We start from the raw sequence: 17,997 nt of genomic DNA, 5'->3' as shown, positions 1-17,997 counted from the left end.
GACACGGACGACACTGTATGCCGCCGCGCTGTCACCCGCTGTCCGCCTCCGTCGGGCGGTCCGCCGGCTCGCGCCGTCCAGGGTTCGGTGCGGGTCCGTCCGGGGCGCGTCCAAGGTTGCGCGTGAAGCGAACCCGAGGTGGGTACGTCCTGCCTGCACGGGAGGAGTCCGACATGTCAACGGATACGCGCACCGAAGCCCCCACGCCGACCACGGCGCCCGGGCTGCAGGCCCCCGACGAGCGGCACGGGCTCGAGACGACCCTGGCCATGCTCGCCGACATGGACCTTGCCCACGCCTCCGACGACGACGTGGTCCGGGCCCTCGAGCTCATGGTCACCCACGCCGAGTTCCCCTGCCTCGGGGCCAAGTCCGTCTTCCGCCGCGGCAGCGTCGCGCACGCCGTGCTCGACGACATGGACGACCCGGACGTGCCCGCGCAGCTGCTCGAGCGGCTGGCCGCCTTCGCCCGGTCCATCGAGGGCGAGAGCGGCTTCCACTCCTTCATCGCCACCTTCCGCGGGCCCCTGCCCACCGACGAGGCCGGCTTCGAGTCCGCCCTCTTCGAGCTGCTCCAGCGGATCCACGACGCCGACGACCGCTCGTGGGCCGACGGGGTGGGCTCGGACCCCAACGACCCGCACTTCGCGTTCTCCGCCGGTGGCACGGCGTACTTCATCGTCGGACTGCACCCTGCCGCCTCGCGCGTGGCCCGCCGCGCGCCGCTGCCGACGCTCGTCTTCAACCCGCACGACCAGTTCGAGGAGCTGCGGGCCGAGGGACGCTTCGAGGGCATGCGCACGACGATCCGCCGGCGCGACGAAGACCTCCAGGGCTTCGTCAACCCGATGGTCGCCGACCACGGCGACAGCAGCGAGGCCATGCAGTACTCCGGGCGCCGGCACGCCGCGGGGTGGGAGCCACCCCTCGACGTCCGCGACGCCGACCAGGCGCGCACGACCCGACGCACGACCGACCCGACGCACGACCGACCCGACGCACGACCGACCCGACGCACGACCGACACCGGGGAGCAAGGATGACGATCTCGCAGGACGCACGGCTCACGACCGACCGTCTCTTCGGCCCCGGCGGCCCTGTGCTGCAACCGGCCGGCAGCTACCGTGACGGCATGGACCTGACCCGGCTCGCCCCTCAGACCGGCACCGCCTTCGTGCTCCGCGCAGGGCAGCGCCTCACCGTCGTCGACCCGACCGGCGAGCAGGTCAGCGACTTCTTCGCCGTCATGGACGACGACCGCGACGAGTGGTTCAGCTCCGGCCGCACCATCGACTACGCGAACTCGACCGCCGTGACCACCGGCTCGGTCCTCTACAGCAACCGCAGCCGGCCGATGGCGACCGTCGTCGAGGACACGTGCGGGCACCACGACATCCTGTTGACGCCCTGCTCGCAGCAGACCTTCGACCTGCTCTACCCCGAGTTCGAGGGCGCCTACCACCCGAGCTGCTTCGAGAACCTCGCGACGAACATGGCGACCTTCGGCGTCGACCCGGACCGCATCTCGACGACGCTCAACATCTTCATGAACGTGTGGAACGAGCGCGGCGGCGAGCTGCACATCGACCCCCCGACGTCCCGGGCGGGCGACCGCTTCGTGCTGCGGGCCGAGGCCGACCTCGTCGTCGGCCTCACCGCCTGCTCGGCCGAGAAGTCCAACAACGGCGTCTGCAAGCCGATCGACTACCGCATCGACGACTGAGACCGACGCCTGAAACGCCTGCAGTGGCAGGGCGCGGGCGGGGACGACGTGGCACACTGACCCCGTGGATCTCGACGTGGTGAGGCGTGCGCCCCTGTTCAAGGCTCTGGACGACGAGGCGGCCTCCGCGCTGCAGTCCGAGATGAGCCGGTCGCACATGGAGCGCGGCGACGTCCTGTTCCACGAGGGCGACCGGGGTGACACGCTCTACGTCATCGCCGAGGGCAAGATCAAGCTCGGCCGCACGAGCCCCGACGGCCGCGAGAACCTCGTCGCGATCCTCGGCCCCGGCGAGATGTTCGGCGAGCTCAGCCTCTTCGACCCGGGCCCGCGCACCATGACCGCCACCGCCGTCGCCGAGACACAGCTGCTCGGCCTCGGCAACGACTCCCTCACGGCGATCCTCACCGGTCGTCCCGAGGTCTCCAAGGCCCTGCTCGCGGCTCTCGCGCAGCGCCTGCGCCGCACCAACGCGCACCTCGCCGACCTCGTCTTCACCGACGTCCCGGGCCGTGTCGCCAAGGCGCTGCTCGACCTGTCCGAGCGCTTCGGCCGGCCCGTCGAGGGCGGCATCATGGTGTCCCACGACCTCACGCAGGAGGAGCTCGCGCAGCTCGTCGGCGCCTCCCGCGAGACGGTCAACAAGGCCCTCGCCGACTTCGCGACGCGCGGCTGGCTGCGTCTCGAGGCCCGCGCCGTGCTCCTGCAGGACGTCGAGCGGCTCAAGCGCCGCGCCCGCTGACAGACGCGAGATCGGCTGCGCTGCAAGGCAGCTCAGCTAGGCAGCTCAGCTCGGCAGCTCAGATCCCGAGAACACGCCGGGACCCGCCGCCGGTCACCTCACCCCGAGAAGGCCCAGCCCGCTGGTCCGTTCGTGACGACACGGTCGGCCCGGCCGGCCGCCGTGGCGACGAGTGCCGCGTTGAGGTCGTCGTTGCCGGCCACCCACGCCTCGGCCGCGGCCGGCTCCTTGCCGAAGCGGACGTGCCGGTCGACGAGCCGCGACCGGCGCACCTCCTCGTAACCGCTGACGAACCACACCTCGGCGAGAGAGGCCCGAGCCCGCTCCCACCGCTCCTCGGGCAGCAGCAGGTAGTTGCCCTCCGTCACGACGAGGCGGGCGGCCGGCGGCACGACCATGGCCGCGGCGAGGGGCTGCTCGAGCGTGCGGTCGAAGCCCGGCACGTAGACCCACGCGTCGGGCTCGGCCACGACGCGGCGCAGCAGGGCGGCGTACCCGTCGGCGTCGAACGTGTCGGGCGCACCCTTGCGCAAGCGCAGGCCGAGCCGGTCGAGCTGGGCGTCGGCGAGGTGGAAGCCGTCCATCGGCACGTGCCCGACCCACTCGCGCCCCTCGCGCGCGGCGACGGCCTCGACGAGCGCCTCGGCCAGGGTCGACTTGCCCGCCCCGGGAGCGCCGGCGATGCCGAGCACGACGCGGCGGCCGTCACCGACGAGCGCCACCGCCGCTGCCGCCAGCTCGTCGATCCCCTGATGCTGCACGGCCCGAGTCTCCCACCTGCTCACGGATGGGTGCGGAGGTACTCCAGCTGGGCCTGCACCGAGAGCTCGGCCGCCGGCCAGACGCTCCGCGGCACGTCGGCGTAGACCTCCTCGACGACGGCGTATGCCGTCTGCGCACCTCGGGCGACCGCGTCGCGCACCTGGTCGAGACGTTCGGCGCGGTGCGTGAGGTAGAAGGTCACGGTGGCGGCCGCGTCGGCGACGAACGGCCCGTGGCCGGGGAGCAGGCTCGTGACGTCACCGGCCCGGGTCAGGGCCTCGATGCGGTCGAGCGAGGCGAGGTAGGCCTCGAGGCTGCCGTCGGGCCACGCCACGACCGTGGTCCCGCGGCCGAGGATGGTGTCGCCGGTGAGGAGCGTGTTGTCGGCGGGCAGGACGAACGAGAACGAGTCGCTCGTGTGCCCGGGCGTCTCGACGGCGACGATCTCGAGTCCGCCGACGGTGATGGTCTCGCCCGCCCGCAGGTCGTCGTGTCCTCGTCCGAAGGCGCGCACCGGCGCACCGGTCAGCTCGTGGAAGCGGTCGGCGCTCTCGGCGTGGTCGTCGTGTCCGTGGGTGAGCAGGGTCAGGGCGACCCGCCGGCCGGTGTCGGCGACGCGCCGCAGGACACCCTGCAGATGGCCCTCGTCGAGCGGGCCCGGGTCGACGACGACGACCTCGTCGGACCCGGGCTCGGCGAGCAGCCACGTGTTCGTGCCGTCGAGAGTCATCGGCGACGGGTTGGGGCACAGCACGCACTCGGCGCGCTCGCTCGTGACGCCGCCGTGCCAGCCGCGGTCGGCCGCGGTCCCGATCACCGCGCCACCTCCCGGGGCCGGCCCGACGGCGCCATCGGGCTCATCGTTCGACGATCTCCATCGCCGGCCCGCCCGGGCCGGCGACGACCTCCGGCATGATGAGCGGAAGGTGGTCGCTGTGCACGACGACGTCTGCGGCAGAAGGCGCGTCGCGGATCTCCTCCACGCACACGACCGTCGGGGGCAGCATGAGAGCCGACCCGGCGGCATACGCCCTCAGCAGCTCGGAGGGCACCACCCACGTGGCCTGGTCGGCCTCGGTGGTCTCGCCGTCGGCCACCTGGAAGGGCGGCATGAGAGCGGCGAAGAACCACGTGTCGTAGCGGCGCGGCTCGAAGACCGGGGTCAGCCAGTGCGCCTTGGCGACGATGAGGTCCGAGCGCAGGACGAGACCCTTGTCGCGGAGCACATCGGCCAGCGAGAGTCGGCGGTCGACGAGGGCGAGACGGATGTCGAGCCACTCGGGACCGTCGACCGTCGCGAGCGGTCCGCTCGCCGACGGGCTCGCGAGGAGCACGCCGCACTCCTCGAAGACCTCACGGATCGCGGCCGCGACGTACATCTGCGCCTCGGCCGGCGAGCAGCCGAGCCGGTCGGCCCACTCGGACGGCGAGGGACCGGCCCACGGCAGGCCGATCTCGCCGTCCCGCTCGTCGACGGAGCCGCCGGGGAAGACCATCGTGCTCGGCGCGAAATCCATCCCGGAGACGCGCCGGAGCATGAAGACCTCCGGTTCGGAGACGCCGCCGACGCCGTCGCGCACGAGCATCACGGTGCTCGCGCGTCGGGGCTCGGCCTCGTCCCAGCGCTCGCCGGCGAGCCAGCGGCTGGCGGCGTCGGAGATGCCGGGTGTCGTGGTCAGGGGGAACTGGCGACCCATGGAGCCGGTCACCTGGCGCTCACCTGCCGTCATCGTGCCCTCACCCTGCCTTCACCGGGCGACGGAGACGATGACCTCGACCTCGACGGGTGCGTCCAAGGGGAGCGCAGCGACACCGACGGCCGAACGAGCATGGATTCCCTTGTCACCAAAGGCTTTGACGAGCAGCTCGCTCGCGCCGTTGATGACCCCGGGCTGGCCGGTGAAGCCCGGGTCGGAGGCGACGAAACCGACGACCTTGACGACACGGGTCACCGTGTCGAGGTCGCCGATCTCGGACTTGATGGCCGCGATCGCGTTGAGGGCACACGTCTCGGCGAGGGACTTGGCGGTCTCGGCGTCGACCTCGGCGCCGACCTTGCCGGTCGCGGCGAGGGAGCCGTCGACCATGGGCAGCTGACCCGAGGTGAACACGAGGTCGCCCTCACGGACGACGGGGACGTAGGCGGCGACGGGCGGCACGACCTCGGGCACGGTGAGGCCGAGCTCGGACAGACGGTCTTCGACTGCAGACATGGTGCGGTGACTCCTCAGGACTTCGGACGCTTAAAGTAGGCGACGAGGCTCGTGCCGTCGGGACCGTTGACGATCTGGACGAGCTCCCACCCGTCCGCCCCGAAGTTGTCGAGGATCTGCTTGGTGTTGTGGATCAGAAGCGGTGCGGTGAGGTATTCCCACTGGGTCATGGCCATCACCCTACTCAGTGTCACCACCGCTCTCTCGGGGTGCGTCGGTGACGCGGGTGGCACCATGACGCCCATGACGCCCATGACGAGCAGCCCCTCGACGTCGTCCGCCGCGAGCGCCTCGACGCGCGCCTACGGCAGCGACCCCGCACAGGTCTACGACGTCATCCCGCCGGCTCCGGGCGCTCCTGCGGCGACGGGCACGGTCGTCGTCGTCCACGGCGGCTTCTGGCGGGCGCAGTACGACCGGGAGCACGCGGTCCCCGAGGCCCACGCCTTCGCGGGGGCGGGCTACCACGTCGTGCTGGCGGAGTACCGCCGAGTCGGTATGCCGGGTGGCGGCGTCCCCGGGACCCTCGACGACGTGCGAGACCTCGTCGCGTCGATCGCGTCGCAGCCGGACCTGCCCGAGCCGCTCGTCCTCGTCGGGCACTCCGCCGGCGGGCACCTCGTCGCGTGGGCGGCCGGCCAGCCCTGGGCCCGAGAGCGCGGCATCGCCGGCGTCGTGTCGCTGGCCGGGGTCGTCGACCTCGGCGCGGCGGACCGACTGCACCTCGGGTCCGACGCGACGCGTGACTTCGTCGGGTCTGGGCCCGGCACGGCCGCGTGGACGTCGGCCGACCCGATGTCGACCCTGCCGCCGAAGGTGCCGGTGCGGCTCGTGAACGGCGCGGACGACGACACCGTGCCCCCGGCCGTGGCCGACGACTACGTGGCCACGGCGAAGGCGGCCGGCGGCGACGTGACCGAGCAGGTCGTGCCCGACGCCGACCACTTCGCCGTCATCGACCCGCAGACGGAAGCCTTCACCGCAGTCCTGGCCGCCGTCCGCTCCCTCACCTGACGGTCCCGGACGCGCGGCTCCACGTCACTGCCCCGCCAGGCGGGGCAGTGACGGAGGCGACGTCCCCCGGAGGCCCGCGGCGGGGGGTGTCCCGTGCGGCGCGCCCTAAGGTGGAGGGGTGACGACCGGCCCCACCGACCCCTCCTGGGCGCGAGCGCGGCTGCACGTCGTCACCGGCAAGGGCGGCACGGGCAAGACCACCGTCGCCTCCGCGATCGCCCTGGCCCTCGCGTCGACGCCGGCCCACGTGCTGCTGACCGAGGTCGAGGGGCGACAGGGCATCAGCCAGACCTTCGACGTGCCCCCGCTCGGCACCGACGAGACCCGCATCGTGCGTCTCCCGGGTGGCGGCGAGGTCGTCGGCCTGTCGATCGAGCCCAAGGCCGCCCTCCTCGAGTACCTCCAGCTCTTCTACAAGCTCGGCCGCGCCGGCAAGCTCCTCGAGAAGTTCGGCGCCATCGACTTCGCGACGACCATCGCGCCAGGCGTCCGTGACGTCCTGCTCATCGGCAAGATCTACGAGGCGAACCGGCGGCGCAGGGACGGCAGGCACAAGGGCGACGCCGCCCCCGTCTACGACGGCATCGTCCTCGACGCCCCGCCGACGGGCCGCATCGGCCGGTTCCTCTCGGTCAACTCCGAGGTCGCCGACCTCGCCCGCGTCGGCCCGATCGCCTCGCAGGCCGGCTCGATCACCCGCCTGCTCGAGTCCGAGCAGACCGTCGTGCACCTCGTGACCCTCCTCGAGGAGATGCCCGTGCAGGAGACGCTCGAGGCCATCGACGACCTCCGCGCCAAGGGCCTGCACCCGGGCGCGATCATCGTCAACATGGTGCGCGAGCCCCTCCTCGACGACACGGCGCTCGCGCAGGCCCGCGAGGGTCGGCTGCACAAGGCCTCGATCCGCACCCAGCTCGGCGAGGCCGGCGTCCGGGCCACGCCAGAGCTCGTCGACGGCCTGCTCGAGGAGGCCCGCGACCACGCCCAGCGCATCGACCTCGAGCGCGAGCAGCTCGCCCTCCTCGAGGCCACGGGCCTGCCGATCACCGAGCTGCCCGCCCTGCCCGGCGGGGTCGACTCGGGCTCGGTCCGCGAGCTCGCCGACCTCCTCGTCCCGCTCTTCGCCCGACACGCCGCGCCGCCCGCCGGCCCGCACGGCGACACCGACCGGATCGACGCATGAGCCCCGGCCCGGTCTCGACCAAGGCTCCCGCCCTCGACGTCGACGCCCTCATCGACGACCCGGCGACACAGATCGTCGTCTGCTGCGGCTCCGGCGGCGTCGGCAAGACCACGACCGCCGCGGCCCTCGGTCTGCGCGCCGCCGAGTCGGGCCGCAAGGTCGTCGTCCTGACCATCGACCCGGCGCGTCGCCTGGCCCAGTCGCTCGGGCTCACCGAGCTCGACAACACGCCGCGCCCCGTCACCGACATCGACACGTCGGCGGGTGGCAGCCTCCACGCGATGATGCTCGACATGAAGCGGACCTTCGACGAGGTCGTCATCGCCCACTCCGAGCCGGGCAAGGCCGAGCAGATCCTCGCCAACCCCTTCTACCAGGCCGTGAGCAGCTCGTTCGCGGGCACGCAGGAGTACATGGCGATGGAGAAGCTCGGCCAGCTCAAGGCGAGCGCCGGCACCGAGGACGCCCCGTGGGACCTCATCGTCGTCGACACCCCGCCGTCGCGCTCGGCCCTCGACTTCCTCGACGCCCCCAACCGGCTGGGCAGCTTCCTCGACGGACGCTTCATCCGCCTGCTCACCGCGCCGGCCAAGGCAGGCGGCCGCGCCGGCCTCAAGGTCTTCGGCGTCGGCGTGCAGATCGTGACCTCGACCATGACGAAGATCCTCGGCGGGCAGATGCTCAGCGACGTGCAGACGTTCGTCAACGCGCTCGACACGATGTTCGGCGGCTTCCGCGAGCGCGCCGACGAGACGTACCGCCTGCTCTCCGAGGACGGCACGGCCTTCCTCGTCGTCGCCGCACCCGAGCGCGACGCGCTCCGTGAGGCGTCCTACTTCGTCGACCGCCTGGAAGCGGACGGTATGCCGCTCGCCGGGCTCGTCGTCAACCGGATCGGTCGTGTCTCGGCGACGGGGGTCACCCCGTCGCGCGCGCTCGCGGCCGCGGAGTCGCTCGAGGAGAGCGGCGGCCCGAAGTCGGCGTCGAACGCCGCCGGACTGCTGCGGCTGCACGCGTCCCTCGTGCGCACGGCCGAGCGACAGCGTGAGCTCGCGGACCGCTTCTCACGGTCACACCCCGGCATACCCGTGGTGCAGGTGCCGGCGCTGGGACGCGACGTCCACGACCTCGACGGCCTGCGCGAGATCGGGCATGCGTTAGCGGGGTCGTGACCCACCCTCGGGTGGCGACCCCGCTCACGTATGACGTGGGCCGACCGGTGACCGGTCGGTGTGGAGCCGGCTCAGTCGTGCTTGACCTGTGAGGCCATGCCCGCACGGAGCGCCGACTTCCAGGACGTGATGTCCGGACGCTTGCGGAGCAGGGCCCGGCGCTCGCGCTCGGTCATGCCTCCCCAGACGCCGAACTCGGTCCGGTTGTCGAGAGCCTCGGCCAGGCACTGCGCGAGCACAGGACACGTCTTGCAGACGGCCTTCGCGTCGTGCTGGGCCTTGCCTCGGACGAACAGAGCATCCGGGTCCGTGCCTGAACAGCTGGCCTGACTGGCCCACTCGTCCACCCACGGATCCACGATTGCGACAGCACTCATTGTTTACCCCTCCCCGCCCGGCGCCTCCCATGACATCCGGACTGACCGCGGACCGTCCCACCGATCCTGATCATGTGGACCCCCCTAAGGCCCAAACGAGACATTACGAGCACCGGGCCCGGCCCGACATAGGCTCTATGGACCATTTAGTTGAGACGGTGACTAGTCACCTGGACACCGGAGCCATGGTCATCCAGGCGCGGGAGCGGGCCGTTCGGGACACCTGCAGACCCGGGTGGCCGCTGAGATCCGGTGGCCATAGGGTGAGCGGTTACCCTTGGGCCCATGTCTTCACGCACTACCTCGATCGGTGGCGTCATCAGCCTGCTCGGCGCGTTTCTCGCGTCCGCGCTCGTGCTCGGACTGCTCGCCGCCGGCCTGGTGATGCCCGCGGTGGGCGCCACCGGCGCGCTCGCACGCAGCGGCGTCGACGTCTTCAACGAGCTCCCGAGCGAGTTCACGACCGACCCGCTGGCCCAGACGTCACGCATCCTCGCCGCCGACGGCACCGTCATCGCGACGCCACAGGAGCAGAACCGCACCATCGTGCCGCTCGAGAAGATCGCGCCGATCATGCGTGAGGCCCAGATCGCGATCGAGGACCACCGCTTCTACGACCACGGCGGCATCGACATCCAGGGCACCGCCCGCGCGGTCATCTCCAACCTGCGCAACGGCTCCTCGGTCGGTGCCTCGTCGCTCACCCAGCAGTACGTCAAGATCTCGCTCCAGTACTCCGCCCTCAGCTCCGGCAACGAGGAGGCGGCCGCCGAGGCCGTCAAGAAGGACTACATGCGCAAGCTCAAGGAGCTGAAGTACGCCATCACGCTGGAGAAGAAGCTGACGAAGGACCAGATCCTCGAGGGCTACCTCAACCTCGTCTACTACGGCGACCGCGCCTACGGCGTCGAGGCCGCGGCCCAGCACTACTTCAGCGTCTCGGCGAGCAAGCTCTCCCTGTCGCAGGCCGCGCTCCTCGCCGGCCTGACGCAGAACCCCGGCACCACCGACCCGGTGAACTTCCCGAAGAAGGCCCTGGCCCGACGCAACGTCGTGCTCGACCGCATGCACGAGCTCGGCCGCATCACCGACAAGCAGTGGCAGGCCGCCAAGAAGCGCACGCTCAAGCAGGACATGCGCGTCACGCAGCCGAAGAGCACGTGCCTCGCCTCGCCGTACCCCTACTGGTGCGACTTCATCGTCAACTACGCCCTCTCGATGCCGCAGCTCGGCAAGACGGTCGAGGAGCGCAAGCGCACCCTCTACCGCGGCGGCGTCACCATCACGACGACCCTCGACCCGCGCATCCAGCGGATCGCCCAGCGCGAGGTCACCAAGAACGTCCCGATCGGCGACAAGTCCAAGGTGGGCGCGGCCGCCTACGTCACCGAGCCCGGCACCGGCAAGGTCCTGGCCTTCGCCCAGAACACCGAGTACACCGTCGGCAAGCAGACCCTCGGCAAGACCGGCGTCAACTGGGCGCTCGACAAGAAGTACGGCGGTTCGAGCGGCTTCCAGTTCGGCTCGACGGCCAAGGCGTTCGCGCTCGTGACGGCCATGGAGTCCGGCATGAACACCACGTCCTCCGTCAACGCGAAGGGCGCCGGCGGCAACCAGCAGGCCACCTACAAACCCTCCGAGTGGCCCGGCGGCATCAAGAAGGGCTGCGGTCCCGGCGGCACGTGGAAGGTCTACAACGACAGCCCCTTCGGCGGCGGCAAGATCTCGCTCATGGAGGCGACCGCGAAGTCGACCAACACCGCGTTCATCGCCCTCGCCGAGCAGCTCGGCGGCTGCAAGGTCCGTGACACCGTCATGCGCCTCGGCCTGCACCGCGCCGACGGTGGAGAGATCCCGCCGTACGCCCCCGCCTACGTCCTCGGCGCCACCGAGGTCTCCCCGCAGGGCGTCGCCCAGGCCTACGCCACCCTCGCCGCCGACGGCAAGAAGTGCCCGGTCGTCGCGATCACGAAGATCACGCAGGGGGGCAAGAACATCGCCCTCCCGGCCACGAAGTGCGAGCAGGTCGTCGACCCCGACGCCGTGCGCGCCACCGACAAGTTCCTCGAGTACAACATGACCCACGGCTCGGGCATCCTCAACCAGCTCGACGACGGCAAGCGCGAGTCCGCCGGCAAGACCGGCACGGCCAACGGCAACAACGAGTCCTGGTTCGCCGGCTACGTGCCGCAGCTCGCGACGGCGGTATGGGTGGGCACGCCCGACGACGGCAACAAGCGCGTCATGAAGGACCTCCAGATCGGCGACCGTTTCGTCGACGTCATGCACGGCGCCAAGATCGCGGCACCGATCTGGAAGGGCATCATGAACAAGGCCCTCGACGGTGAGCCCGAGATCAAGTTCAAGGACCCGTCGGACAAGCTGCTCAAGGGCGACCAGGTCGACATCCCGAGCGTCACCGGCATGTCGGTGAGCGACGCCATCTCCACGCTCCAGGCCGCCGGCTTCTCCGCCGGCGTCGGCGGCACGATGAGCTCGTCCGTGCCGAACGGTCTCGTCGCGGGCACCTCGCCCTACGGCCGAGCGGCCAGTGGCAGCTTCGTGACGATCTACACCTCACGCGGCGGGGACCGACAGCAGCTCCCCCAGCCGCAGACGACCGTCATCAGTCCGGGTGGCGGCGGTGGCGGCGGTGGCGGTGGTGGCGGTGGTGGCGGTGGCACCGGTCCGGGCAAACCCGGCGGCAAACCGACCAAGCCGCCAGGACGCGGCTGACCCAGCCATGACGAAGGCCCGACGCGATCCGCGTCGGGCCTTCGTCGTGGACGCCACGACCCACGCGTGAGGCGCGTCGGTCAGCCCGCGAGGACCCGGCGCACGATGGCGGCGACGCGCCCACCCTCGGCGCGACCCGCCACGGCAGCGTTCGCGGCCTTCATCGCGAGGCCCATCTGCGGCATACCGCTGGCGCCGGAGGCGGTGACGGCTTCGCGCACGATCGACTCGAGCTCGTCGTCGCCGAGCTGCTTCGGGAGGTAGGCCTCGAGCACGGCGAGCTCGGCCTCCTCCTTGGCGGCGAGCTCCGGACGACCCGCGCCGACGTATGCCGTCGCGGCCTCACGACGCTTCTTGGCCTCCTTGGTGAGGACCTTGAGCACGTCGTCGTCGGTCAGCTCGCGGTGCTCGGTGCCGGCGACCTCCTCGTTGGTGACGGCGGTGAGGGCCATCCGCAGCGAGCCGGCCCGGACCTGGTCGCGCTCGCGCATCGCGGACGTGAGGTCGGACTTCAGCTGCTCCTTGAGGGTGCTCATGGGGCCAGTCTGTCAGGTCGGGGACGCGGGCCCCGACCGGTTTGTCGGGGGTCGTGCCGACGGGTGCGAGGATGGGCCCCATGCGTGCCGTGACCAAGACCGTCCTGGGCCTGGGGATCGCCGGCGCCGGGGTGCTCGGCTGGGCCTCGCTCGTCGAGCGCAACGCCTTCGTGCTGCGTCGCTTCGACGTGCCGGTGCTGCCGGACGGCGCCGAGCCGCTGCGGGTGCTGCACCTGTCCGACCTGCACCTGCTGCCGCGCCAGCGCGCGAAGCGGACGTGGGTGCACAGCCTCGCCTCGCTCGACCCCGACCTCGTCATCACGACCGGCGACAACATCGCGGCGCCCGACGCGGTGCCCTCGCTGCTCGACGCGTACGACCTGCTCCTCGGCGTCCCGGGCGTCTTCGTCCTCGGGTCCAACGACTACTTCGCGCCGAAGCTGAAGAACCCCCTCGGCTACCTGACGCGCAACTTCGCCAGGGGCATCGGCACGACGCAGCGTCTGCCCACAGCCGACCTCGTTCGCGGGCTCGGCTCCTGTGGCTGGGTCGACCTGACGAACCGACGTGACTCGCTCACGGTGCGCGGCCTGCGCATCGACGTCCGCGGTGTAGACGACCCGCACCTCGGCTACGACCGCCTCGACCTCGTGCGCGGTCCCGCCTCGCCCGACGCCGACGTGACCCTCGGCGTGACGCACGCGCCCTACCAGCGGGTGCTCGACGCGTACGCGAGCGACGGCGCCGACCTCATCGTCGCCGGGCACACCCACGGCGGCCAGGTCTGCGTGCCCGGCTACGGCGCCCTCGTGACGAACTGCGACCTCGACACCGGCCGTGTCAAGGGCCTGTCGCGCTGGTGGCCGGGCGCCGGCTCGACGCCGTCGTCCGAGGCTCCTGAGGGCGCCGCGTGGCTCGAGGTGTCCGCCGGTCTGGGCACGGCGCCCACCGCTCCCGTACGCCTGGCCTGCCGTCCCGAGGCGACCCTCCTGACGCTCGTCCCCCGCTCCCAGGGCTGACGCGGTTGCGGGTCTCGCGGCGGTCGACGAGCCCGATTCGGAGATGGGCGGGGGCCTGCGCTAGCATCTCTGCTTGCTGCCTCCGGTCCACGGATCAGGGGTAGCTGCAGCACCGGGGTGTGGCGCAGCTTGGTAGCGCGCTTCGTTCGGGACGAAGAGGTCGCAGGTTCAAATCCTGTCACCCCGACCATCGCGAAGGGCCTGCTGGAGACGACGATGTCGCTCCAGCAGGCCCTTCGTCGTGCCGGGGGCGGCGCGACGGCGTCCAGCCACCCCGACCGTCCGACCTCATCGAGGCGCGTGCCAGCGGACCAGCTTGTCCGGGTTGAGCACGAGCCACACCCGGACGACGAGTGCCCCGTCGACCTCGGCGACGACGACGGCGCACGCTCGCCCCGACCGGCGCACGACCACGGCCGGCCGTCCGTTCACCTGCTCGACCGTGAGGGCGCGACCCGGTGCGTCCCCGACCGCCGTCGACACCATCCGCGCCACGGATGCGGCGCCTCGGACCGGACGCAGGGGCGTCACCACCCGGCCGCCGCCGTCACTGACGAGCACGACGTCCCGGTGCATCGTGGCCGCCAGCGCGTCGAGATCACCACCGGCGAGCGCGTCGGCCCAGCGGCCGGTGCTCACGCCAGCGCTACGAGCTTGTGCGGGTTCATCACCCAGCTGATCCGGTCGATCCCCTCCTCCGACGCGTCGACGACGAGGACGACCTCGAGCACGCCGTCGCGGCGCAACAACGCGGCCGGCCGGCCGTTCGCCGTCGCGACCTCGACGTCGATGCCGACCCAGAAGCGGTCGTGGAAGGCGCGGACGTACCTCGCCACCCGCGTCGCCCCCTGCACGGCGAAGCGCGAGGCGCGCACGACGCCCCCACCGTCGGACGTGCTCGTCACGTCGGCGGCGAGGAGATCCTCGAGGGCGGCGAGGTCGCCCGACCTCGCCGCGTCGACGAAGGCGACGAGCAGCTGCTGCTGGTCCCTGCGGCTCACGCTCGCGCGGCGCTCGCCCGCGATGCGTCGGCGTGCCCGGCTGACGAGCTGGCGCACCGCGGGCTCCTTGAGCTGGAGCACGTCCGCGATCTGGGCATAGGGGTAGTCGAACGCCTCCCGCAGCACGTACGCCGCCCGCTCGTTCGCCGTGAGGCGCTCGAGCAGCGTCAGCACGGCGAACTCCAGGGCCTCCCCCCGCTCGGCGCCGAGGTAGGGATCGGCGCTCGTGTCGACCGGTTCGGGCAGCCACGGGCCGACGTACGTCTCCCGCCGGGCCCGCGCGGACTGGAGCGCGTTGATGGCGAGCCGGGTCGTGGCCGTGGCGAGGTAGGCGGCCGGGTTGTCGACCTCCTCGCGCGGCGCCGTCTGCCAGCGCACCCAGACGTCCTGGACGAGGTCCTCGGCCTCCGTCGCGCTGCCGAGCATGCGGTAGGCGATGCCGAAGAGACGCGGACGCACCGCGGCGAAGGTCCGCACGGCGTCGTCGAGCCCGGGCTCCGGCAGCTCCGTCGTCACCGCCGCCTCCTCACGTCGTGGACCACACCCGCTCGCACCCACCCGAACCCTCACCGCGGGTCCCGGCCCGCCTCCAGGGCCTGGACGGCACCGAGCAGGCTGCGCAGCCCAGTCTGCTCGGTCTGGACCTCGGCCGGGTCGACGAGCCACTCGCTCTCGGGCGAGGAGAACGCTCCGAGGGCCGGGCTCGCGTCCGCCACGGCCAGCTCGACCCGGACCTCCGCCTCGAGCGCGACGAGCCGGTCGAGACCGTCCCGGTCGTCGCCACGCCCGCCGTCCCCGAGCAGCCCGGTCACGAGCGGTGCCAGTCGGCGTAGTGGACACGCCCGAGCTGGGCCGGGCCCACGGGCACGAGGCTGTCGGTCTCGAGCACGGACCCGAAGTAGGGCGCGAGCGGGTCGGTGACGACCGGCCGCGGGTCGCCCAGCGCAACGAGCGCCTCGCGGAAGAAGGCGTCCATCGGCGCCCGGTCGGGGCCGGCGATCTCGAGTCGCCCGCCCAGCGGCGCACCCACCGCGACGCGGGCCAGCGCATCGGCCACGTCGTCACCGGCGATGGGCTGGAACGCGGCGGACGGCATACGCACCTGTCCGTCGACCTCCGCAGTGTCGGCGATGGCGGGCACGAACTCGAAGAACTGGGTCGCGTGCACGATCGACCACGGGATGCCCGAGCTCTCGATGAGCCGTTCCTGGGCGATCTTGGCGCGGAAGTAGTCGTTCCCGGGCAGCCGGTCCGTGCCGACGATCGAGAGGCCGACGTGGTGGGCGACGCCGGCCGCCTTCTCCGCCTCGAGCACGTTGCCGGTCGACGTCTCGAAGAAGTCGAGCACGGCGTCCCGCTCGAACGACGGCGAGTTCGCCATGTCGACGACGACCGACGCCCCGACGAGGGCGGCGGCCAGCCCCTCACCGGTCAGCGTGTTGACGCCGGTCGCGGGCGATGCCGCCAGCGCCTCGTGCCCGTGCGCCTCGAACCTGCGCACGAGCTTCGAGCCGATGAGTCCGGTGCCGCCGATGACCACGATCTTCATGGGAGTCCTCCTGTCGGGCGCCCGGGTGGCGCCTCCGACAGACAAGACCGGACAGCCCCCCGATCTGTGACAGGCCCAGGTGAACCGGGTCCGCTCCGGGCCGTCGTCGAGCCCCTACCGGTGCGTCCGGCCGTCGATGCACTCGCGCAGCAGGTCGGCGTGCCCGCTGTGCTGGGCGTGCTCCGAGATCATGTGGCCCACGACGGCCCGCACGGACCTGCGCCCGTGCAGCAGATGTGGGGTCTCAGTGTTCGACGACGTGGTCGCCGTGCTGGTAGTGGCGGTGCCCATCGTGCAGGTGATCCACGTGGTTGCCGTGCTGGACCGTCTCGCACCCGTCACCCTCGGCGTGGACGTGGCCGTGGTCGGTGTGGACCGCCCGCTCCGCGTGACGTTCGGAGCCATGGACGTGGTCGAGGTGGTCGCCATGCTCGACCGTCTCGCAGCCGTCGTCAGGAACGTGCTCGTGGTCGGACGCGATCGTGTGATCGGACATTCTTCCTCCAGGGACCAGACGGTTCACCTGAATCCTCCTCCAGCCGTCCGGGGGTGCGTCAAGGGTGAGTCGCGAACGGCTTCGACCCCTTACCTGTGCGTCCGGCCGTCGATGCACTCGCGCAGCAGGTCGGCGTGCCCGCTGTGCTGGGCGTACTCCGAGATCATGTGGCCCACGACGGCCCGCACCGACCACGTCCCACCCTCGGTGGTGATGACGTCGTCCAGGGAGACCGTCGCGAGCGCCGCCTCGGCGAGCCGGCACTCCGCCACCAGCCGCTCGTAGTCGGTCTGCGCCCGTGCGGGGTCGAGGTCCTCGAAGTCGGCGTCGGGCCCGAGGGCGGGGTCGTACATCGGCTCGAGGTCCTCACCGCCGACGAACTCGCGGAACCACCCGCGCTCGACCTTGGCCATGTGCCTGACGAGCCCGAGCAGCGACAGGTCGGACGGCGGGACGGAGCGCTGCGCCAGCTGCTCGCCGGTCAGCCCGGCGCACGTGTCGAGCAGCACCGCCCGCCGCCAGCCGAGCCGGGCCTCGAGCAGCGTCCGCTCGTCTCCCACGGGCTCGAACTGCGGCAGGGACACCTCCGGCGCGATCCACGTCATCGCGCCATCCTGACAGCCGAGCGGGGGGACGCCGGCGTGACCTGCCGCCACCGGCCGAAAACTGCGTGTGTCGTGCCCGACCCGGCGCGACACTGGTGCGGAGGTGCCGGCCCGGCGTCCGGCCCCTTCCACGGACGGAGACCGCGATGAGCGACGAGCCGCCTTCGGCAGGCCAGCCCGCCGACCCCGAGGGACCCGGCACCCCACCGCGCCTGAGCGACTCGACGTCGCCCGGTCTGCCGGTCTTTCTCTCGACGGAGCACTGGAGCCTGCTCGGCACGCGCTCCATGACGTGGTCGGAGATCATGAGCCGGATCACGATCTACCTCACCGTCGTGTCGGCCTTCCTCGTCGTCCTCGCGCTGACCGCACAGGCCACCGGCTTCGGCACGCCGTTCCGGGTCATGGCCATCGGCTTCGCGTCGGCGGCCCTCGTCATGGGCTCGCTCACCGCGATCCGGGTCAACCTCGCGAGCCGGGAGGACGCCGACCTGGTCCGGGCCATGAACCGCCTGCGCCACGCCTACGTCGAGCTCGCCCCGGAGATCGCGCCCTACCTCACGGCCTCGATCCACGACGACGAGCGCGGGCTCATGCAGACGTACTCGCTGGGCTACCGGCGCAACCTCGTGCTGCACATCGTCGGCAGCACCGCGTTCTTCCTCATGGTCGTCAACGGCCTCGTGGCCGGCACCCTGGGCGCCCTCGTCGCCGACATCGCCGGTGCGGGCACCGCCGTCGTCGCCGTCGTGGGGACCCTGTCGGGCGTCGCCTACGTCGTCGGCCACATGGAGATCGCGCGTCGGGTCTTCGCCGGCCCGAACGACGACGAGCGCTTCCCGACCCATGGCTGACACCACTGGCTGACA

General features: G+C 71.8%; 23 protein-coding genes and 1 tRNA gene. 10 read left to right on the top strand and 14 right to left on the bottom strand.

The genetic code is table 11. The annotated features are described in order from the left end of the window. Positions 1-173: 173 nt before the first annotated feature. The 3 genes from gntA to ACSSS0_RS14150 all read left to right on the top strand — a co-directional run bounded on the left by gntA (position 174) and on the right by ACSSS0_RS14150 (position 2,465). Entirely contained in the window at positions 174-1,043 is an 870-nt protein-coding gene (gene gntA / locus ACSSS0_RS14160; protein ID WP_487228481.1) for a guanitoxin biosynthesis heme-dependent pre-guanitoxin N-hydroxylase GntA, read from the top strand. Next, positions 1,040-1,723, top strand: coding sequence for a DUF1989 domain-containing protein (locus tag ACSSS0_RS14155; protein WP_487228480.1), 684 nt, complete (start codon positions 1,040-1,042; stop codon positions 1,721-1,723). Before gntA ends, ACSSS0_RS14155 begins: the two co-directional genes overlap by 4 nt. 64 nt (positions 1,724-1,787) lie before the next feature. Further along, positions 1,788-2,465: a Crp/Fnr family transcriptional regulator gene (locus tag ACSSS0_RS14150; RefSeq protein ID WP_020145792.1), complete on the top strand. Its 678-nt coding sequence runs from the start codon at positions 1,788-1,790 to the stop codon at positions 2,463-2,465. 98 nt (positions 2,466-2,563) lie between these two features. Here ACSSS0_RS14150 and ACSSS0_RS14145 read toward each other — a convergent pair whose 3' ends face one another. From ACSSS0_RS14145 to sp36, 5 genes are read right to left on the bottom strand one after another with little or no spacing between them, the layout of a single operon-like run. Next, complete coding sequence (locus ACSSS0_RS14145) at positions 2,564-3,226, bottom strand: nucleoside/nucleotide kinase family protein (protein ID WP_487228479.1); 663 nt, start codon at positions 3,224-3,226, stop codon at positions 2,564-2,566. Positions 3,227-3,246: 20 nt separating this feature from the next. Next, a complete protein-coding gene (locus ACSSS0_RS14140) occupies positions 3,247-4,044 on the bottom strand; it encodes an MBL fold metallo-hydrolase (protein WP_487228478.1) in 798 nt (265 codons plus the stop codon). Positions 4,045-4,084: 40 nt separating this feature from the next. Next, entirely contained in the window at positions 4,085-4,957 is an 873-nt protein-coding gene (locus tag ACSSS0_RS14135; RefSeq protein WP_487228477.1) for an NUDIX hydrolase, read from the bottom strand. 18 nt (positions 4,958-4,975) lie between these two features. Continuing rightward, entirely contained in the window at positions 4,976-5,440 is a 465-nt protein-coding gene (locus ACSSS0_RS14130) for a RidA family protein (protein ID WP_020145788.1), read from the bottom strand. A 14-nt stretch (positions 5,441-5,454) separates the two neighbouring features. Beyond that, the gene (sp36, locus tag ACSSS0_RS14125) at positions 5,455-5,610 is read right to left on the bottom strand and encodes a Sp36 family protein (protein ID WP_142179199.1); all 156 of its coding nucleotides are present in this window, start codon (positions 5,608-5,610) and stop codon (positions 5,455-5,457) included. Positions 5,611-5,683: 73 nt separating this feature from the next. Between sp36 and ACSSS0_RS14120 the strand changes: the two genes are divergently transcribed. The 3 genes from ACSSS0_RS14120 (at position 5,684) to bagB (ending at position 8,809) form a co-directional block, all read left to right on the top strand. Beyond that, positions 5,684-6,454, top strand: a complete 771-nt coding sequence (locus ACSSS0_RS14120; RefSeq protein WP_487228476.1) for an alpha/beta hydrolase family protein — start codon at positions 5,684-5,686, stop codon at positions 6,452-6,454. 118 nt (positions 6,455-6,572) lie between these two features. Continuing rightward, positions 6,573-7,637, top strand: a complete 1,065-nt coding sequence (gene bagA, locus ACSSS0_RS14115; RefSeq protein WP_487228475.1) for an ATPase BagA — start codon at positions 6,573-6,575, stop codon at positions 7,635-7,637. Then, a complete protein-coding gene (gene bagB, locus ACSSS0_RS14110) occupies positions 7,634-8,809 on the top strand; it encodes an ArsA family ATPase (RefSeq protein WP_435987311.1) in 1,176 nt (391 codons plus the stop codon). Before bagA ends, bagB begins: the two co-directional genes overlap by 4 nt. A gap of 71 nt (positions 8,810-8,880) precedes the next feature. Here the strand turns inward: bagB and ACSSS0_RS14105 are convergent, their stop codons facing one another. After that, positions 8,881-9,186, bottom strand: coding sequence for a WhiB family transcriptional regulator (locus ACSSS0_RS14105; RefSeq protein WP_056761538.1), 306 nt, complete (start codon positions 9,184-9,186; stop codon positions 8,881-8,883). Positions 9,187-9,471: 285 nt separating this feature from the next. Here ACSSS0_RS14105 and ACSSS0_RS14100 point away from each other — a divergent pair, with 285 nt between their 5' ends. Beyond that, the gene (locus ACSSS0_RS14100) at positions 9,472-11,922 is read left to right on the top strand and encodes a transglycosylase domain-containing protein (protein WP_487228474.1); all 2,451 of its coding nucleotides are present in this window, start codon (positions 9,472-9,474) and stop codon (positions 11,920-11,922) included. Positions 11,923-12,002: 80 nt separating this feature from the next. Here ACSSS0_RS14100 and ACSSS0_RS14095 read toward each other — a convergent pair whose 3' ends face one another. Beyond that, positions 12,003-12,458, bottom strand: coding sequence for a GatB/YqeY domain-containing protein (locus ACSSS0_RS14095; RefSeq protein WP_487228473.1), 456 nt, complete (start codon positions 12,456-12,458; stop codon positions 12,003-12,005). An 80-nt stretch (positions 12,459-12,538) separates the two neighbouring features. Here ACSSS0_RS14095 and ACSSS0_RS14090 point away from each other — a divergent pair, with 80 nt between their 5' ends. Together ACSSS0_RS14090 and ACSSS0_RS14085 are read left to right on the top strand one after the other, a co-directional pair. Continuing rightward, a complete protein-coding gene (locus ACSSS0_RS14090; RefSeq protein ID WP_487228472.1) occupies positions 12,539-13,477 on the top strand; it encodes a metallophosphoesterase in 939 nt (312 codons plus the stop codon). A 113-nt stretch (positions 13,478-13,590) separates the two neighbouring features. Then, positions 13,591-13,667 (top strand) — tRNA-Pro (locus tag ACSSS0_RS14085). A 98-nt stretch (positions 13,668-13,765) separates the two neighbouring features. On the opposite strand, the gene ACSSS0_RS14080 is transcribed toward ACSSS0_RS14085, so the two are convergent. The 7 genes from ACSSS0_RS14080 to ACSSS0_RS14050 all read right to left on the bottom strand — a co-directional run bounded on the left by ACSSS0_RS14080 (position 13,766) and on the right by ACSSS0_RS14050 (position 17,128). Continuing rightward, the gene (locus ACSSS0_RS14080) at positions 13,766-14,116 is read right to left on the bottom strand and encodes a nuclear transport factor 2 family protein (RefSeq protein WP_487228471.1); all 351 of its coding nucleotides are present in this window, start codon (positions 14,114-14,116) and stop codon (positions 13,766-13,768) included. After that, positions 14,113-14,994 carry an RNA polymerase sigma-70 factor gene (locus tag ACSSS0_RS14075; protein ID WP_435987316.1) on the bottom strand — a complete coding sequence of 294 codons (882 nt, stop codon included), beginning with the start codon at positions 14,992-14,994 and terminating at the stop codon, positions 14,113-14,115. Before ACSSS0_RS14075 ends, ACSSS0_RS14080 begins: the two co-directional genes overlap by 4 nt. Positions 14,995-15,044: 50 nt before the next feature. Beyond that, on the bottom strand, positions 15,045-15,290 hold the full coding sequence (locus ACSSS0_RS14070) for a hypothetical protein (RefSeq protein WP_487228470.1): 246 nt from the start codon (positions 15,288-15,290) through the stop codon (positions 15,045-15,047). Then, positions 15,287-16,027 carry an SDR family oxidoreductase gene (locus ACSSS0_RS14065; RefSeq protein WP_487228469.1) on the bottom strand — a complete coding sequence of 247 codons (741 nt, stop codon included), beginning with the start codon at positions 16,025-16,027 and terminating at the stop codon, positions 15,287-15,289. The genes ACSSS0_RS14070 and ACSSS0_RS14065 overlap by 4 nt, the downstream gene beginning before the upstream one ends. Positions 16,028-16,141: 114 nt before the next feature. Then, positions 16,142-16,318, bottom strand: coding sequence for a mycothiol transferase (locus ACSSS0_RS14060; protein WP_487228468.1), 177 nt, complete (start codon positions 16,316-16,318; stop codon positions 16,142-16,144). Then, positions 16,272-16,523: a hypothetical protein gene (locus ACSSS0_RS14055; protein ID WP_487231231.1), complete on the bottom strand. Its 252-nt coding sequence runs from the start codon at positions 16,521-16,523 to the stop codon at positions 16,272-16,274. Before ACSSS0_RS14055 ends, ACSSS0_RS14060 begins: the two co-directional genes overlap by 47 nt. A gap of 89 nt (positions 16,524-16,612) precedes the next feature. Next, positions 16,613-17,128, bottom strand: a complete 516-nt coding sequence (locus tag ACSSS0_RS14050; RefSeq protein WP_435987320.1) for a DinB family protein — start codon at positions 17,126-17,128, stop codon at positions 16,613-16,615. A 146-nt stretch (positions 17,129-17,274) separates the two neighbouring features. Between ACSSS0_RS14050 and ACSSS0_RS14045 the strand changes: the two genes are divergently transcribed. Continuing rightward, positions 17,275-17,982 carry a hypothetical protein gene (locus ACSSS0_RS14045; protein ID WP_487228467.1) on the top strand — a complete coding sequence of 236 codons (708 nt, stop codon included), beginning with the start codon at positions 17,275-17,277 and terminating at the stop codon, positions 17,980-17,982. The last annotated feature ends 15 nt before the right edge of the window (positions 17,983-17,997 follow it).

It is taken from the genome of Terrabacter sp. R4-6, assembly GCF_057529065.1.
The sequence above is the reverse complement of the archived record's forward strand: the minus strand, read 5'-3'. Positions and strand labels throughout refer to the sequence as shown.

Coding starts and splice junctions, on each gene's coding strand:
- ACSSS0_RS14155 (WP_487228480.1), top strand. CDS start 1,040: ATGACGATCTCGCAGGACGCACGGCTCACGACCGACCGTCTCTTCGGC.
- gntA (WP_487228481.1), top strand. CDS start 174: ATGTCAACGGATACGCGCACCGAAGCCCCCACGCCGACCACGGCGCCC.
- ACSSS0_RS14100 (WP_487228474.1), top strand. CDS start 9,472: ATGTCTTCACGCACTACCTCGATCGGTGGCGTCATCAGCCTGCTCGGC.
- ACSSS0_RS14060 (WP_487228468.1), bottom strand. CDS start 16,318: ATGGGCACCGCCACTACCAGCACGGCGACCACGTCGTCGAACACTGAG.
- sp36 (WP_142179199.1), bottom strand. CDS start 5,610: ATGACCCAGTGGGAATACCTCACCGCACCGCTTCTGATCCACAACACC.
- ACSSS0_RS14045 (WP_487228467.1), top strand. CDS start 17,275: ATGAGCGACGAGCCGCCTTCGGCAGGCCAGCCCGCCGACCCCGAGGGA.
- ACSSS0_RS14135 (WP_487228477.1), bottom strand. CDS start 4,957: ATGACGGCAGGTGAGCGCCAGGTGACCGGCTCCATGGGTCGCCAGTTC.
- ACSSS0_RS14055 (WP_487231231.1), bottom strand. CDS start 16,523: ATGTCCGATCACACGATCGCGTCCGACCACGAGCACGTTCCTGACGAC.
- bagB (WP_435987311.1), top strand. CDS start 7,634: ATGAGCCCCGGCCCGGTCTCGACCAAGGCTCCCGCCCTCGACGTCGAC.
- ACSSS0_RS14095 (WP_487228473.1), bottom strand. CDS start 12,458: ATGAGCACCCTCAAGGAGCAGCTGAAGTCCGACCTCACGTCCGCGATG.
- ACSSS0_RS14105 (WP_056761538.1), bottom strand. CDS start 9,186: ATGAGTGCTGTCGCAATCGTGGATCCGTGGGTGGACGAGTGGGCCAGT.
- ACSSS0_RS14130 (WP_020145788.1), bottom strand. CDS start 5,440: ATGTCTGCAGTCGAAGACCGTCTGTCCGAGCTCGGCCTCACCGTGCCC.
- ACSSS0_RS14120 (WP_487228476.1), top strand. CDS start 5,684: ATGACGCCCATGACGAGCAGCCCCTCGACGTCGTCCGCCGCGAGCGCC.
- ACSSS0_RS14090 (WP_487228472.1), top strand. CDS start 12,539: ATGCGTGCCGTGACCAAGACCGTCCTGGGCCTGGGGATCGCCGGCGCC.
- ACSSS0_RS14065 (WP_487228469.1), bottom strand. CDS start 16,027: ATGAAGATCGTGGTCATCGGCGGCACCGGACTCATCGGCTCGAAGCTC.
- ACSSS0_RS14050 (WP_435987320.1), bottom strand. CDS start 17,128: ATGACGTGGATCGCGCCGGAGGTGTCCCTGCCGCAGTTCGAGCCCGTG.